Annotated in this window: 14 protein-coding genes; 5 read left to right on the top strand and 9 right to left on the bottom strand. The window is 55.8% G+C overall.

Translation table 11 applies throughout. The features are described 5' to 3' along the window. Positions 1 to 5 precede the first annotated feature (5 nt). The gene (locus tag OSH09_RS07225; protein ID WP_266120584.1) at positions 6 to 629 is read right to left on the bottom strand and encodes a glutathione S-transferase family protein; all 624 of its coding nucleotides are present in this window, start codon (positions 627 to 629) and stop codon (positions 6 to 8) included. A gap of 144 nt (positions 630 to 773) precedes the next feature. On the opposite strand from OSH09_RS07225, the gene gcvA reads away from it, so the two are divergent. Further along, complete coding sequence (gcvA, locus tag OSH09_RS07220; RefSeq protein WP_266120583.1) at positions 774 to 1,658, top strand: transcriptional regulator GcvA; 885 nt, start codon at positions 774 to 776, stop codon at positions 1,656 to 1,658. Positions 1,659 to 1,733: 75 nt separating this feature from the next. On the opposite strand, the gene OSH09_RS07215 is transcribed toward gcvA, so the two are convergent. Further along, positions 1,734 to 2,942, bottom strand: a complete 1,209-nt coding sequence (locus OSH09_RS07215) for an FAD-binding oxidoreductase (RefSeq protein WP_266120582.1) — start codon at positions 2,940 to 2,942, stop codon at positions 1,734 to 1,736. A gap of 5 nt (positions 2,943 to 2,947) precedes the next feature. Then, entirely contained in the window at positions 2,948 to 3,991 is a 1,044-nt protein-coding gene (locus OSH09_RS07210) for an aromatic ring-hydroxylating dioxygenase subunit alpha (protein WP_266120581.1), read from the bottom strand. Between the two features lie 154 nt (positions 3,992 to 4,145). Between OSH09_RS07210 and OSH09_RS07205 the strand changes: the two genes are divergently transcribed. Then, complete coding sequence (locus OSH09_RS07205) at positions 4,146 to 5,096, top strand: LysR substrate-binding domain-containing protein (RefSeq protein WP_266120580.1); 951 nt, start codon at positions 4,146 to 4,148, stop codon at positions 5,094 to 5,096. 337 nt (positions 5,097 to 5,433) lie between these two features. On the opposite strand, the gene OSH09_RS07200 is transcribed toward OSH09_RS07205, so the two are convergent. Then, positions 5,434 to 6,627, bottom strand: coding sequence for an amino acid aminotransferase (locus tag OSH09_RS07200; protein WP_207872577.1), 1,194 nt, complete (start codon positions 6,625 to 6,627; stop codon positions 5,434 to 5,436). A 476-nt stretch (positions 6,628 to 7,103) separates the two neighbouring features. On the opposite strand from OSH09_RS07200, the gene OSH09_RS07195 reads away from it, so the two are divergent. Next, positions 7,104 to 7,853, top strand: coding sequence for a tyrosine-protein phosphatase (locus OSH09_RS07195; RefSeq protein ID WP_266120579.1), 750 nt, complete (start codon positions 7,104 to 7,106; stop codon positions 7,851 to 7,853). Here the strand turns inward: OSH09_RS07195 and OSH09_RS07190 are convergent. The 4 genes from OSH09_RS07190 to OSH09_RS07175 all read right to left on the bottom strand — a co-directional run bounded on the left by OSH09_RS07190 (position 7,850) and on the right by OSH09_RS07175 (position 11,938). Beyond that, positions 7,850 to 8,950 (bottom strand): MBL fold metallo-hydrolase, encoded by a 1,101-nt coding sequence (locus tag OSH09_RS07190; RefSeq protein ID WP_207872579.1) that lies wholly within the window; start codon positions 8,948 to 8,950, stop codon positions 7,850 to 7,852. The two genes, OSH09_RS07195 and OSH09_RS07190, sit on opposite strands and share 4 nt — an antisense overlap. Before the next feature lie 366 nt (positions 8,951 to 9,316). Then, on the bottom strand, positions 9,317 to 9,907 hold the full coding sequence (locus tag OSH09_RS07185; RefSeq protein WP_266120578.1) for a TetR/AcrR family transcriptional regulator: 591 nt from the start codon (positions 9,905 to 9,907) through the stop codon (positions 9,317 to 9,319). A 64-nt stretch (positions 9,908 to 9,971) separates the two neighbouring features. Then, positions 9,972 to 11,207 carry a multidrug effflux MFS transporter gene (locus OSH09_RS07180; RefSeq protein ID WP_266120577.1) on the bottom strand — a complete coding sequence of 412 codons (1,236 nt, stop codon included), beginning with the start codon at positions 11,205 to 11,207 and terminating at the stop codon, positions 9,972 to 9,974. A 182-nt stretch (positions 11,208 to 11,389) separates the two neighbouring features. Continuing rightward, on the bottom strand, positions 11,390 to 11,938 hold the full coding sequence (locus OSH09_RS07175; protein WP_266120576.1) for a ferritin-like domain-containing protein: 549 nt from the start codon (positions 11,936 to 11,938) through the stop codon (positions 11,390 to 11,392). A gap of 546 nt (positions 11,939 to 12,484) precedes the next feature. Here OSH09_RS07175 and OSH09_RS07170 point away from each other — a divergent pair. Both OSH09_RS07170 and OSH09_RS07165 read left to right on the top strand, forming a co-directional pair. After that, positions 12,485 to 13,027, top strand: coding sequence for a Chromate resistance protein ChrB (locus OSH09_RS07170; RefSeq protein ID WP_222669157.1), 543 nt, complete (start codon positions 12,485 to 12,487; stop codon positions 13,025 to 13,027). Then, on the top strand, positions 13,011 to 14,237 hold the full coding sequence (locus OSH09_RS07165; protein ID WP_376912150.1) for an MFS transporter: 1,227 nt from the start codon (positions 13,011 to 13,013) through the stop codon (positions 14,235 to 14,237). Before OSH09_RS07170 ends, OSH09_RS07165 begins: the two co-directional genes overlap by 17 nt. A 39-nt stretch (positions 14,238 to 14,276) precedes the next feature. Here the strand turns inward: OSH09_RS07165 and OSH09_RS07160 are convergent, their stop codons facing one another. Then, positions 14,277 to 14,663, bottom strand: coding sequence for a RidA family protein (locus tag OSH09_RS07160; RefSeq protein WP_207872583.1), 387 nt, complete (start codon positions 14,661 to 14,663; stop codon positions 14,277 to 14,279). Positions 14,664 to 14,669: the final 6 nt, after the last annotated feature.

Raw genomic sequence — 14,669 nt, 5'->3', positions numbered from 1 at the left:
GCTCCTTAAGCGCCAGTAGCCGGTTCGGGCAAGGTGATACCTTTACGAACGGCGGGACGTTGCGCCACACGCTCATGCCAATCGCTCATGTGTCGGTATTGGCTGAAATCAAAGTCGATGATTCGCGCAATATGTGTCCAGCCAAAGTGGGCGATATCAGCAATGGAGTAATCCTGCCCCGCCAGATAAGGTCGCGTCGCCAAGTGCGTATCCAGCACGGTAAACACGTCATCCACCAGGCCGCGATAACGCTCAATTGCAGGCGGAATCTTGTCTTGGGCAAACAGCTCGAAATGCACACGCTGACCTAAAATCGGCCCCACGCTGGACGAATGAAATTGCAGCCACTTGATGGTTTCCCAGCGCTGCGCAGGCTCTTTTGAGAGCAATTGACCTGTTTTTTCTGCCAGATACAGCAAGATAGCAGCGGACTCAAACAGGACAATACCCGCTTCATCATCCTTGATCACAGGGATACGGCCATGCGGATTCAGGGCCAGAAACTCCGGCTGTTTATGCTCCTTGGCTTCGATACGAACATGGTGCAGACGATACGGCAGCGCCATCTCCTCCAGGGCGATGGTCGCCTTGAAGCCGTTAGGCGAACTGTCGGTGTACAGGTCAATCATGGTGTGGCTCCCAAACTTGAAATTCACTCTTCTTTTGGATATAGATAAGCTAAACTTAAAAACTAGTCAGAAACCTATTTTCCTGCCTCTACCTGGCGAAGAAAAACGATTAAATCTGTCTTATAGATTTAGAAAAACTAAACCATGAACCCTATCTTCCCTTTGCTGGCCCTGCGTGCGTTTACCGAGGTCGGGCGACACGGCAGCATCAAGCTTGCCGCCCAGGCACTGGGCGTCACCTCCGGCGCTGTCAGCCAGCAGATTCGGCAATTGGAAGATCGTTTGGGGGTGACGCTGTTTATACGCAGTCATCACAAAATGAGCCTGAGCGAAGCCGGTGCACAGGCCTACCCGGAACTGCTAAGCGCCTTCGATCAGATCGAAAATGCCCTGCATACCCTGGATGCCACCAAGCAGCGCAAAGCGCTGACGATTAGCACCGTGCCCTCCTTTGCCGCTTCCTGGCTGATTCCTAGACTGGCCGACTTCAAGAACCGACACCCCGATATTGAAATCCGCGTGGAAGCATCCCCGACACTGGTGGACCTGCGCCGCGACAAGGTAGATATCGCCATTCGTCACGGCTTGGGGGTGTATCCGGGTTTGCAGGCCGAGCCCTTAATGGCACCTGTCTTGCTGCCCGTTGCCAGCCCCGGTCTGTTGGCGGGCAAGCCCGCTATTCAGGAGCCAGCGGATTGTCTGGAATGGCCGCTACTGCAAGATGCAGATCGGGCGGATTGGTCGCTCTGGTTGTCTGCTCATGAAGTGGCGGACGACGCACGCGCTGATCGAGGTACGGCATTCGAGGACGACTATTTGCTGATTCGTGGCGCAATTGCTGGCCTGGGGCTGGCTTTGATACCGCAGGAATATGCACAGGATGAAATCGCGGCAGGACGCCTGGTACAAGTGCTGGACAAGCCCTGGCCTGCCCGCTTTGCGTACTATCTGGTGAGCTTGCCGGATACACGGCAAAGAACAGAGGTTCGTGCCTTCGCTGATTGGATCAGCGAACAAGCGCAGCTCTAGCAAGCTCAGGCAAAAAACCATAAAAAAAGCCCCGTCCCAAAGGACGGAGCAAACCTCAACAAGCAAGTAAATCGTTTAAGCCAGTTCCACCGCTACCGGCCCAAGGGGACGGGAACAACACAACAAGACTTTGCCTTCTGGCACCGGGTCCAGAGGCTCTTCAAAATAGTCGACCTCGCCCGACACCAGCGTGCACATACAGGTATTGCACAGGCCCGCACGGCAGTTGAAGTCCGGGCTCAAGCCGGTTTCTTCAGCCAAGTCCAACAAGGACGGGCAGTCCTCATGCCATTGAGCCTGACGGCCATCGGGCAGAAAGGTCACCGTCTGGGCAGCATTACCTGCAACCGCTGCTGCTGCTGCTGCTTCTGCTTCTGCAGACGTAGCCTGTTCTGGTGTAGCCGCCGCAGCACTGCTGATAGCAGCAGGCTGTGCGTCGGCCTGAGTCATGCTGGACACGCCCTCATCCGCCAAGGTGTTTTCCAGCACCGTTGCCGGGCCAAAAAACTCGTAGTGAATACGCTCGCGCACCACACCCAAACTACGCAACACACCGTAATTGCTCTGCATGAACGCACTGGGTCCACACAGGTAAAACTCGTAATCATCCAGCGGGAGCCAGCTTTGCAATTGCTCCCGCGTAATCAGTCCTGAGACGTGATGCAAACCAGCTTGCAGGTCGTGCTCATTGGGATTGCGATAGCAGAAGTAAATCTGCACCCCCGAACGCAAAGCGGCCAATTCGCGCAGCTCATCGGCAAAAGCATGCACTGTGCTGTTATCACAGGCATGGATCACATACACCTTACGCTGACTGCGTTTAAGCAAGCGATGCAGCATGGCCAGCAACGGTGTCTGGCCCACGCCACCACTGAGCAGCACCACAGGCCGCTGGCTGCTCTCATCCAGCACGAACTCGCCCATAGGCCCGGCAGCGCTGAGCACAGCGCCAGGCTGCACCTGTTCATGCAGGTAGGAAGAAGCCACCCCATCCGCCACGCCTAACCCCACCGGGGCTTTCTCGTGTTTGACGGAGATGCGCAGCCGATTCGTGCTGTCTGGATCACCCGACACACTGTAGTTGCGCAGCACCGTTTGCCCATCAATCGTCAGGCGAAACACCAGATACTGGCCCGGCTGATACAGCGGGATATCACCGTCCACCGGCTCCAGCACAAACGAAGTAATCACCTCGCTTTCGCGCTGTTTTTCCAGTACACGATAGTCCCGTAAACGGCGGCTGGCCGTGCTGTCTGTGCCCACAGGTGATGCAGTCGTGCTCATTACGCTCAAGCCGTTGCAGTCTCGCTGGCAACAGCCTGCTCGGCCTGGATCATTTGGCTGATCTTGCGACGGAAGCGCAAGGGGCCGGAATCCAGCGGCAGGTCCAGGGCAGCAGGACGTTCTTTCAGTGCCTTATGCACTTCTTCCAGGACCACCTTATCTTCCAGGAAGGCATGACGCACGTCTTCGTTGAAAATCTTGGAAACAGCCTCGTCATCCGGGCTGAAATTACGCAACTGGAACCAGAAGTAGCGGGTGTGCTCTTCATCGATAGGCGTGAGGAAGTTATACGAGTCCATCAGGAAAACATCCTTGTGGTACTCGCTGGGCTCCTCTGTCGCTGCACCGGCGGGCAAGAAGATGGCCTTGATCACCGCCAGCGAAGGAAAACGCACTTCGTATTGCTGTTTACGGTCGCAATTACCTTCAAATTGCACGAACTGCTTGTAAAACGGCGCGACTTCCACATTTTTGGACCAGCGCGAGACAGTCACGCCGTTATCTTCTACCTTCACGGTCAAAGGCAAGCCAATAATGTCAGGGCTACCAAAGGAGCTTTGGTGCACCCAGGACACGTGCGAGGGGTCCAGCAGATTGTCGGTCACATACAAGTAGCTGCAATCCAGTTCCATGGCATCACCACGGTTCACGCCCCAGTCAGGATTATTCCACTCGGGGATGTCAATCAGCTTGGCGGTGTCGGCCAGTTCGGGATCGCCCATCCACACCCAGACCAGGCCATAACGCTCCGTACAGGGATAGCTACGCACAACGGCACTTTTGGGGATCTGCGCCACACCTGGCGCTTTGGTACAGGAGCCGCTGCAATCAAAGGTCAGACCGTGGTAACCGCACTCCACCTGGTCGCCAATCAAGCGCCCTTTGGACAAAGGCAGACGACGGTGCGGACAGGAATCTTCCAGGGCGACAGGCTGGCCGTCTTCACGACGATACATCACCAGGTTTTCGCTAAGCATACGCACAGGCTGCAAGCTGCGACCGAGCTTCGTAGCCAATGCGCCTACATACCAGGCATTGCGTACAAACATGATTTACCCCCAACGCTATATATGGTGCACGATGGCAACAGGGCCATTCATGCGCAATTTCCTGCCATGATAGTCTCAATCAAACTCAGCCTACTATCCATATCGTTTAGAATTTCTAAAGTTAAACCATTTTTTTAGACGGGGTCTGCCCATCATGGATACCTTGCCTCCGCTACGCGCCCTGCAGGTCTTTGAAACGCTGGGCCACAGCCAAAGCCTGCAAGAAGCTGCACGTCGTCTGAAAATTACGCCTGGCGCCATCAGCCAGCAATTACGCCTGCTGGAAGAGACGCTGGGGTGTCGTCTGACCTACAAAGAGGGCAAGCGTCTGCGGCTGACAGCGGCAGGGGTGCGCTTTCACGAGATTTGCACGCAAGCCTTTGAGCTATTACGTGAAGGGCAGCAGGAAATGGAGCGCTCGCGCAACACCAGCCTGTTATCGATCAGCGCCCTGCCCTCCATGCTTAAAACCTGGATGGCCCCGCTGGCGTTTCAGTGGCAAGAGCAATACGACCCCGAGCTGACCTTGCACCTGAAAGGCAGTCATGCCGAGCCGGATCTGGAAGCGGAGCAAATCGACTTTCGGATTACCTACGGCCAGGCCGCCGCCCGCTCCCGCAGTTTTACCGAGCTGTATACGGACAGGGTCGTGCCCGCTTGCAGCCCGGCATTATTGCAAGGACATGCTGCCTTGCGGAATCCCCGTGATCTGCTGGCCTACCCCTTGCTGTCGTCGGACTGGCAACCGCGCTTTACCTCGCCGCCGTCCTGGCGGGACTGGTTTGAGTCTCTGGATATAGAGATCGGTGACACACCGCTGGATCGCTTCCGCGTGTTTTCCCTCTCGCATATGGCGCTGGAGTCGGCCATAGCAGGCCAGGGATTCGTATTGGCGCAATGCTCGATGATAGAAAAGGAAGTGCGCAGCGGGCAGTTGGTTCTGCCCTTCTCCTATTCCCTGCCACTACCCTGGCCCTATGTGCTGACACGGCGGGCGGGCGCGTTTGAGTCGCCTCATAGTCAGGACTTTCATCGCTACTTGTTGAATCGGGCACGGCAGCAGGAGCGGATTAATCAGGAACTGTTGCTGAAAGCATTGGCCTGAGCAATGCTGCCGTACGACGAAAGACGACCAGCTTGCCGATGGACCTGCTTGCCTGGTCATGGCCAAGCACTAAACCATTGAGTGCGTTGGGCGTGTAAGCACGCCGCTATTCGATGGTTTAGCTCTACACCGTTCCGCTTTTTAGTTCAGGCCCAAGCACCCAGCCAGGAGAGCAAGACTAGTCGAGCGCCTGGATCAGACAAGTACGTATCAGCGCTTGCTAGCACCCGATCAACGCAGCTGAGGATACATTCCAGCATCAACAAAAAAGCGTGTTTACCGCCCCCGAAGGGGCCATAAACACGCTCTTTAATCCTGCTGGAAAGACTTCAGTGTCTTAGGCCACCACAGCAGCCAAGGACTCCGCGAAGTAATCCACGTTGGACTGGTTCAGGCCAGGCACGCTGATGCGGCCAGACTCCAGAACGTACACACCAAAATCGTCACGCAATTTCTGGATCTGCTCCTTCGTCAGGCCGGTGTAGCAGAACATGCCTTGCTGTTTGACGAAGTAGCTGCTGTCGTACTGGGGAGCCAGTTCTTTCAAGCGATCGTGCACGCGCTTGCGCATGGCAGCGATACGTTGACGCATGGCTTCCACATCTGCCGTCCACTCGGCCAACAAGGACTCATCCGACAGAATGGTGGCAATGGCCTGACCACCGTGCGAGGGCGGGTTGGAGTAAATGCGGCGCACCACTGCTTTCAACTGACCCAACACGCGGTCGGCTTCATCTGCGCTCTTGCACACCACCGACAAGCCACCGCAGCGCTCCGAGTAGTAGGAGAAGTTCTTGGAGAAGGAGTTGGCCAGCAAGAATGTCAGGCCCGCATCCACCATGGCACGCACAGCAAAGGCGTCGTCATCCAGGCTGCGGCCAAAACCCTGGTAAGCCATGTCCAGGAAAGGAATCAGCTTGCGCTCTTGCAGCACTGGAATCAGTTGCAACCACTGCTCGTCGCTCAGATCGGCCCCGGTGGGGTTATGACAGCAGGGGTGCAGCAGCACAATGCTGTGCTCTGGCAGGACGGAAATGTCTTCCATCAGGCCGGTGAAATCCAGACCGCGAGTGGCCGGATCGTAGTAACGGTATGTGTGGGTAGGAATGCCCGATCCACGGAAAATGGAGTGGTGGTTATCCCAGGCGGGGTCGCTGATCCACATTTCGCTGTTGGGGTACGCATCGTGCAGGAAGTCGCCACCCACTTTCAAGGCACCCGAACCGCCCAGCGTCTGGATAGTGGCCACACGGCCTTCTTGCAGCACTTTGCTGTCCGCACCAAAAACCAGTTTTTGCACAGCGCTACGGTAGGAAGCCAGACCTTCGATAGGCAGGTAACCACGTGGCTGGCCCTTGGAGGCCCATTGTTCTTCAGCCCGGCGAGCCACATCCAGCAAAGGCAGGCGGCCTTGCTCGTCGTAATACAAACCAATGGTCAGGTTGACCTTGCGATCACGCGGATCGGCGTGAAAGGCCTCGTTCAAACGAAAAATCGGATCGCCACCATAGGCCTGCAAATGCTCAAACATGCTTGTTCCTTGAAAAATTACGGTTGTGGGCCGCCCGGTCTGGTCGACGGTCTATTCAAACAACCATTGACCTTATACCCTGGGCCTACTTTAGCCAATATATCGGGGATCTTTTTGCAGCACATGGGCACGCAAGCGCGGCGTGAATGCGTCATCAGACTTGTCCCCCCCTGGCTAGGCGCAGCACCTGTTCTTGTCTAGTTCGGTGCAAGCAATCAGAAGTCAGCGTCCACCTGCAAGTCTGTTTACACCCTGTGAAGGCTGGGATGCAAAGACCTGAGCGCCGTGTGCCAACCTGTCTGCCTGGGCCATGCCAGCAAAGAATATACATGGCTTTTTCACGATACAGGAGGCTGTACCTGCATTCACCCTCGTTTTGTCCGAGACGTATTGCCCACATGTCACCGCATTGTCATATGCAGATCCCGCCCAAGACCGTTAACATGAGACTTTCACCGTTTCAACAGGAGTCTGCCGTGTCCGTATCGCCGCTGCCTATCCCCGTATCCTGCCCTTTAGAAGGGGCCAGCAACTTCCGCGATATAGGCGGCTATGCCACAGACTCCGGCTCCTTTCGTAAAGGCCGTGTCTACCGCTCGGATCACCTGGCGGACTTGAGCAGCCAGGACCTGGACACCTTGCAGGAACTGGGCATTGCCCGGTCGCTGGATTTTCGGGGCGCACACGAGCGCCAGCGTTCGCCTTACCAGTACAGCTTTTTGACCAGCCACGCGCTGACCGTCGAGCCTACCGTCCTTCCGGATTTTATGGACATGCTGGCCAAAGGTCAGATAGATGTAGAAGCGGCGCATGGCACCATGAACAAGACCTATACCGAGTTCGTGACCGGGCATGCCGCCACCTTTGCGCGCGTCTTTGATCAATTGCTGGAAGCGGATACACCCGTAGTCATGCACTGCACCGCAGGCAAGGATCGCACCGGTTTTGCCGTGGCCTTGCTGCACCGCGCTACCGGGGTGCACCCTGACGATGTCATGCATGACTATCTGCTCACCAATCAATTCTTCCGCCGCCCTGATCTGCCCGACAACCGGGGCATCAGTGACGAAGTGCTGAATATTCTCTGGGGTGTTCAGCCCGAGTTTCTGGAAACCGCCTTCAAGACCATTGATGAGACGCACGGCAATCTGGAGAATTTCTTCCAGAACGTCTTGAAGCTCAGCCCCACCCGACGCGAGGCCTTGCTGGAACGCTACACCGCCTAAACCACGCCCACGGAGGTCGCTGGCAGCTCCCAGTGACCTTCCAGGCTCAGGGCAGGCCCCATCACATTGCGCCAGGTCGGCAGATCATGCATTTGCGTGAACAAAGGCATGCAATAGCGCGGCTGCACGATGTCCACCAACCAGCGCAAATCCGTCAGACGCGGGTGTACATTCCAGCACAAAGTATGGGTGCCACGCGGCGCGTGCGGGGCGACATAACCGGTATGAATCAAGAGACGCTCGCCGGGCTCTGCATTCAGGTCTGAAACCCGTGCCTGATGCTCCCGAATCAACTCCCCTGCCTTGCCCTGACAACCATCTGGCTCGCCTGCCAGAAGCAAATGCGCCTGCGGATCAAAGACTGCCGCTCGGGGCATCAACTCACGCAACGCCTGCTGCACACCGGGCAAGAGCAAATCGCTGCTTTGGCTGATCATGCGGGTCAGATTCTCGTAGCAGGAGGCATCCATGCTCCAATCCTCAAACCCTTGCTGCTGACGCCAAAACGCAATCTCTACGGCTCGGCCCGAAGGAGGCACCGGCAATAAAGCAGCTTGGGACTCCAGCAAGGATTCCAGAATGCTCCAGGCCACATGATGGGACTGGTCGTACAGGCCATACGACGCATCCAGCAAGGCCAAATACGCTGGAGGTGGCAAATCAAAGGGAAACAGCAAGGACTCGCAGGAAAAGTCCCCGCTATAAAACAGTCCACCGCCCACATCCAGATGCAGCCAGACACCCCCTAAAGCGTGTCCGGACAAGCCGGTACGCACGGCAATATCGCCAATATAGGTCGTGCCCCGTGTAGGCAGTTCGCGCCAGATGCGCCCGGCAGGCAAGCTGCGGGCGGTAGAGGCCGTGGCATAAATAGGAATGTGTTCCGGCAGCTTGGACAAGGAGCCGATATGATCCTGATGGTCGTGCGTCACCAGAATGGCATCCACCTCCAGCCCTTCATACCAGTCGCACACCTGCCCAGGGTACAAAGGCCCGCCCGCATCCAGCAGCAATCGCAAGCCACATGCCTGCACCAAAATGGCGGCAGGCGCTTTGCCTCCATAACCGCTTAACACCGTCACCAGGGTCTGGTTCATGCTCCGTCCCCTACAAGGCATTCAGGCAAAGGTAGTACCGAGCCACACCCGGCATCCCGCTTTGCGGCACGGCTGGACACCGGGCACAAGAACAAAGCATCAATAAGCGCAATGGGCCGCAGCACAGGCTGCCGGACAGAAAAAGGCATCAACTTAAAGAACCAGAGTCACCGAAGTGCCCTGCCTTAAAAAGACCACGACAGGCTCAGGTTAAACAAGTGTTCTTTCAGCCCTGTTACAGATTTATGGCAGTTCGATGGCAGTGGTCCCCGGCGAGTTTCTCCCCGTCAGATCAAGGTGAATCTCAGGGCTGGATTCAGGCAAAAAAAGAGCGCCTTACGAAGCGCTCGGACGGGCTGACTGAAACTAGGACTTGGGTGATTCAAACACGGCTTTATCAAAAACCAGCCAGACGGATTCCAACCTGCGTTTGTACTTGCGCGCACCACCAAATAACAGCTCGCTTTGCAGGCTGTCGATCAAGGCCATGTAAGTCATGGCCAAGGTATCTACACTCAAGCCTGTTTCCGGCCTGGCCAGGGCAGACTGCGCCAGAGCTTGATGGATGATGCGTTCCAGATCCTCCATGAACACATGCATGGGTTCCATCACCACGTCGTACAAATGCACAGGCGGAGCAAACAAGGTGCGAATCCAGAAGCGCACTTGATGCGATTGCTCAAAGCGCTCCTGTATTCCTTCCAGATACGCCCGCAACTGCTGCTTGATCCCTTCCCCTCCCTGCAGAACCTGACGTGCATGGTTCAACTCATCGTCCACAATATTTGGAATCAAGCTCATGAACAGCTCGTCCTTGTTGCGGAAATGGGCATAGACCGAGGGCTTTTTAATGCCCACATCAGCGGCAATCTCGTTCATGGTGGTGGCATCAAAGCCCTGAACAGCGAAGCGCGCCATCGCAGCATCCTGCAGTTTTTCAGTAGTGGATTTGCTCACAGTCCAACAAGCTCTCAGTCAAAGGCCAATGATCAGGGCCGCCATCGCGGCCCGCAGCAACTGCTTATTTTACAGCCCCCAGCTCACTGACCGATCGTGTCACCCTGCGGCAACGACCAGCCAGAACATACAGCAGAATCGACAGCAGACCGCAGCCACCAATCGCCAGAGGCAAGACCTGTGGCCCAGGCACTGCCAAGCTGACGATATAGCCCACCACGGCCGAAATCAGGTAATGGAACATGCCCATCAGAGCCGCCGCCGTACCCGCCTGCGGACCAGCCACATCCATGGTCAAAGCCGTCACGTTGCCAAAAACCATCCCTAAAGAACCGACCGACACGGCAATCAAGGCCGCATACAGGATCAGACCCGCCACATCAGCTTGCACGGCCAGATACAAGAGCAAGGCCGAAGCCGTATGAACAATCAGCCCCAAAGCCAGTACCCGGGACGTGGGCATCCCGGCCTTCAACACATAATTGCTGACGAAACCACCCAGCACCAGTGCCACCGAGTTACCGGCAAACACATAACTGAACACGGCTGGCGACAAGGCAAAATGCTGTGTGAACACAAAGGCCGAACCACTGATATAGACAAACAAGGCAGCCAGAGCAAATCCACCGGAGCCGGTATACGCCATGAAAGCCTTGCTGCCTAACTCCCGCCCATAGGCACGAACAATATGGCCTGGATTCAAAGGCACACGCTGGGTCACGGGCAAGGAGTCCGGTATGGCTTTCAAGCCCCAGAGCAAACCCATCGTTCCTAAAAAAGCCAGCATCCAGAAAATGGCCCGCCAATCCGCATGGCTCAAGAGATAGGCGCCCAAGATAGGAGCCACAATCGGTGCAATCATCATCACCTGCATCAGCAGGGAAAAGATACTTGCCGACTCTTTGACATCGCACAAGTCCGCCACAATGGCACGCGGTGTGACCAACCCCGCCGCAGCACCCAAAGCCTGAATAAAGCGCGCGGCCAACAAGGCTTCAACGGATGTGGCCAAAGCACCAAAAACCGAGCCCACCACAAAAATAACCACACCCAACAGTAAAGGGACCCGACGCCCGAAACGATCCAGCAAGGGGCCGTAAATACCTTGTCCCAAAGCCAGGCCTGCCAAAAAGATGGACAAGGTTTGCTGAATCCGGCCGGGAGAAGCACCCAGCTCCTGCGCAATGGCAGGCATACCCGGCAAATACATATCAATGGCCATGGCATCCAATGCTGTCAGCAAGGCCAGCAACAAGATCAAAGGCCAGGCCAGGCTTCTGCTACGTGACAGCTCGCTCATGTCGCGCTCTCTACCGTGCGGAAAAACAGAAACTCAAACACGCTCACACCCCCGTATATAGCGACGTTATTCAAAACTACCTACCGATAGGTAGGAAAGCCGATACTGTACTCCTTTTCAGGATTTGGGCAGAAAAAAACCCCGGAAAATGCCGGGGTTTTTTGAGCATCTGTGCAAATAACTTAGATATCCAGCAAATCGCCCATATCGTCGGCGTGCTCTTCTTCCACAGCCATGATTTCAACCAGCATCTGGCGGGTGGTCGGGTCGGTATCACCAATACGCTCGATCATCTGGCGATAGGACTCAATAGCAATACGCTCGGCAATCAGATTGGCGCGAATCATGGATTTGATATCACCGCTGTCGTCATACTCCGCATGACTGCGCTGGACCAGGTTTTCAGGGTTGAAATCGGGCTCGCCGTTCAGTTGCACGATACGCTCGGCAATGCGGTCGGCATGCTCGGCCTCTTGCTGAGCGTGCTCCAGAAACTCGGCTTTGATGGGCTCATTGTTCAAGCCGGTGGCGGTGAAGTAGTGGCGCTTGTAGCGCATCACACAGACCAGCTCGGTGGCCAGGGCCTCATTCAACATCTGAATGATTTCTTCGCGATTGCCCTTGTAGCCAGATGCGACTGCGCCATCGTCCACAAACTTTTTGGCGGCTGCCCGGATAGCGGCAACATCAATGGGACCGTGGCTGGATTGAACTGCTTTCTGCTTGCTCATTGCATTCCTCCGTATTGATTCCCGCCGCGAAAGTGCGGCGCTGTATCGCGCAACCGCCGGAAACGAACACACTGACTTCAAAAGCAATAAGAGCTTGTTCAAAGAACAAGCGCTTTACCTAAACCTGAGCTTGAAGTCTGCACGCTGCATGTGTTTAAAACCGGCCGTGCTAGAAACTGAACAAAGTGGATAGGTCTTTTCATGGTAACGACGGCTCCCTGGCTTGAAAAGCTCAAAACTGCTTGTATTAGTGGCAGTAACACGGGGGGTTCTGTGCAGAAAAGGCCAAATTTACTGAGCGTGCAACGAGCGGGGACTCACGAGCCATGCGGGTTACGCGATGAAACACTATGTTCACTACGGCAGGAAAAACCGGCTTGAACTCGTTCAAGCCGGGATACAAGACCAAACACTTGGATACATGCATCCAGCCGCTGAACGCTCTTGGCAAGCTGAAAATTGAGCCTGCACTGAATTATCGATTCTTCTTTTCAGAACCTATCAGTTCTACTAATATGAAACGGTCGTTACTTTTTAATCAAGATTATGACTTCAATAACCTGGTTACTGCTGACCTACAAGGTGCCCTCCGAACCCAGTGCAAAACGGCTGGCCCTGTGGCGACGCCTGAAAGCTCTTGGAGCGGTCTATCTGCAAAACGGTGTCTGCGTACTTCCCAAAACAGATGAACACATACGCCGCCTGAAAGTGCTGGAGAACGACATCACCACCATGGAAGGCGACTGCGTGTTGCTGGAAACCATTGCGCTGGACAAGGCACAGGAAGAAAAAGTCATTACTCGTTTTACGGACGACCGCAACGAGCAATACCAGGAACTGCTGGGCCGTTGCAAAGACTTCGAGGCTGAAATTGCCAAGGAAATTTCGATTCAGAAATTTACCTACGCCGAGCTGGACGAAGAAGAAACCGATCTGAAAAAACTGGAAAACTGGTACGAGAAAATCCAGAAACTGGATTTCTATGGCGCCCCCCTGGCACAGGTTGCTCAAGCGCGCCTGCAAGAGTGCAAGGCAAGGCTGGATGAGTATGCCCAAATGGTCTATGACGCTCATGAAGAAAACCGCTAAGCCTGCGTCAACACCGGCTTCCGATGCGCCGCGAGCCAAAATCCACCGCAGTGTCTGGGCGCTGGGTTTTGTGTCCATGTTCATGGACATTTCATCGGAACTGATTCACGCCCTGCTGCCTATCTACATGGTCACCGTCATGGGTACGTCGGTACTGGCCGTGGGCTTTATCGAAGGCATTGCCGAAGCCACAGCCTCCATCATGAAAGTGTTTTCCGGAGCGGTCAGCGACCGTTTTGGAAAGCGCAAACTGCTGGCCGTGATTGGCTATGGCCTGGCTGCCCTGACCAAACCCATCTTCCCCTTGGCGAACTCGCTGGACTGGCTGGTCGGTGCCCGTTTTGTGGATCGCATAGGCAAAGGCATACGCGGCGCACCCCGCGATGCTTTGGTGGCAGATGTCACCCCGCCCGAACTGCGAGGCGCCGCCTATGGTTTGCGGCAAACGCTGGATACGATTGGCGCCTTTATCGGCCCTTTGCTGGCTATTGCCCTGATGTGGTGGACGGCCAATAACTATCAGCTCATTTTCTGGGTCGCTGTCCTGCCTGCCTTTGCGGCCATCGCCGTGCTGGTGTTCTTTGTGCGCGAGCCCAAAATACCGGCCACCACCCGCCCCCGCAAACTACCCCTGAACCGAGAAGATTTGGGTCGGCTGGGTTCCCGTTACTGGTGGGTCGTAGCGATTGGGCTGGCCTTCACCCTGGCCCGTTTCAGCGAAGCCTTCCTGATTCTGCGCGGCGAATCCAGCGGACTGCCCCCTATGTGGGCACCCGCCGTCCTGGTCGTCATGAGTGTGGCCTTCTCCCTGTCTGCCTACCCGGCGGGCGTCTTGTCAGATCGCATGCGCAAAACGGATCTGCTCCTGATTGGCGTCGCCTTGCTGATTGCCGCAGACCTGACTCTGGCCTTCGTACCCGGCTTGCTCGGCCTGGGCCTGGGCGTTGCCCTGTGGGGCCTGCACATGGGCTTCACACAGGGTCTGTTCAATGTGCTGATTGCAGACAGCGCCCCCGCTGAACTGCGCGGCACCGCCTTTGGCATGTTCCATCTTTTAACCGGCATCGCCCTGCTGCTGGCCAGCGTCATCGCCGGTCTACTCTGGGACACCATCGGTTTCCAAGGCACCTTTGCGGCCGGGGCAATCTTTGCGGTACTGACCGGTCTAGGATTGCTGACCTTACGACGAAGCTCCCAAGGGGCGTTCTAATCAAAAAGGCCGACTTCATGTCGGCCTTTTTTCATTCCATCATTCCGCGACGGCGGCGATGCACTCGATTTCCAGCAGGAACAGGGGATTGCCCATATCCGCCGCAATCGTGGTGCGTGCTGGATACTCGCCATCCTTGAAGTAGGTGCGATAGATCTCGTTCATACGAGCAAAGTCACCGGCATTCTTCAGAATCACATTCGCTTTGACGATATGGTCCAGACTGGAGCCTGCTTCTTCCAGCAAGGCTTGCACATTGGCCATGACCTGATGCATCTGGGCATCGAAGTCGTTTTCAGCAATCTGGCGGTCGTCAAAAAAACCGGGTTGGCCAGAGACAAACACGAAGCCATTGGATCGCACGGCAGGCGACAAGGGTGCACGTGGGGGAGTCACTTTGTCGGAACGGATAATTTCTTTAATCATATTCAT

The organism is Alcaligenes parafaecalis (genome assembly GCF_026344135.1).
GTDB lineage: Bacteria > Pseudomonadota > Gammaproteobacteria > Burkholderiales > Burkholderiaceae_B > Alcaligenes > Alcaligenes parafaecalis.
Note: the sequence above shows the minus strand (reverse complement) of the source record. Positions and strands in the feature narration are given on the sequence as shown.

Coding starts and splice junctions, on each gene's coding strand:
- OSH09_RS07225 (WP_266120584.1), bottom strand. CDS start 629: ATGATTGACCTGTACACCGACAGTTCGCCTAACGGCTTCAAGGCGACC.
- gcvA (WP_266120583.1), top strand. CDS start 774: ATGAACCCTATCTTCCCTTTGCTGGCCCTGCGTGCGTTTACCGAGGTC.
- OSH09_RS07215 (WP_266120582.1), bottom strand. CDS start 2,942: ATGAGCACGACTGCATCACCTGTGGGCACAGACAGCACGGCCAGCCGC.
- OSH09_RS07210 (WP_266120581.1), bottom strand. CDS start 3,991: ATGTTTGTACGCAATGCCTGGTATGTAGGCGCATTGGCTACGAAGCTC.
- OSH09_RS07205 (WP_266120580.1), top strand. CDS start 4,146: ATGGATACCTTGCCTCCGCTACGCGCCCTGCAGGTCTTTGAAACGCTG.
- OSH09_RS07200 (WP_207872577.1), bottom strand. CDS start 6,627: ATGTTTGAGCATTTGCAGGCCTATGGTGGCGATCCGATTTTTCGTTTG.
- OSH09_RS07190 (WP_207872579.1), bottom strand. CDS start 8,950: ATGAACCAGACCCTGGTGACGGTGTTAAGCGGTTATGGAGGCAAAGCG.
- OSH09_RS07180 (WP_266120577.1), bottom strand. CDS start 11,207: ATGAGCGAGCTGTCACGTAGCAGAAGCCTGGCCTGGCCTTTGATCTTG.
- OSH09_RS07175 (WP_266120576.1), bottom strand. CDS start 11,938: ATGAGCAAGCAGAAAGCAGTTCAATCCAGCCACGGTCCCATTGATGTT.
- OSH09_RS07170 (WP_222669157.1), top strand. CDS start 12,485: ATGACTTCAATAACCTGGTTACTGCTGACCTACAAGGTGCCCTCCGAA.
- OSH09_RS07165 (WP_376912150.1), top strand. CDS start 13,011: ATGAAGAAAACCGCTAAGCCTGCGTCAACACCGGCTTCCGATGCGCCG.
- OSH09_RS07160 (WP_207872583.1), bottom strand. CDS start 14,663: ATGATTAAAGAAATTATCCGTTCCGACAAAGTGACTCCCCCACGTGCA.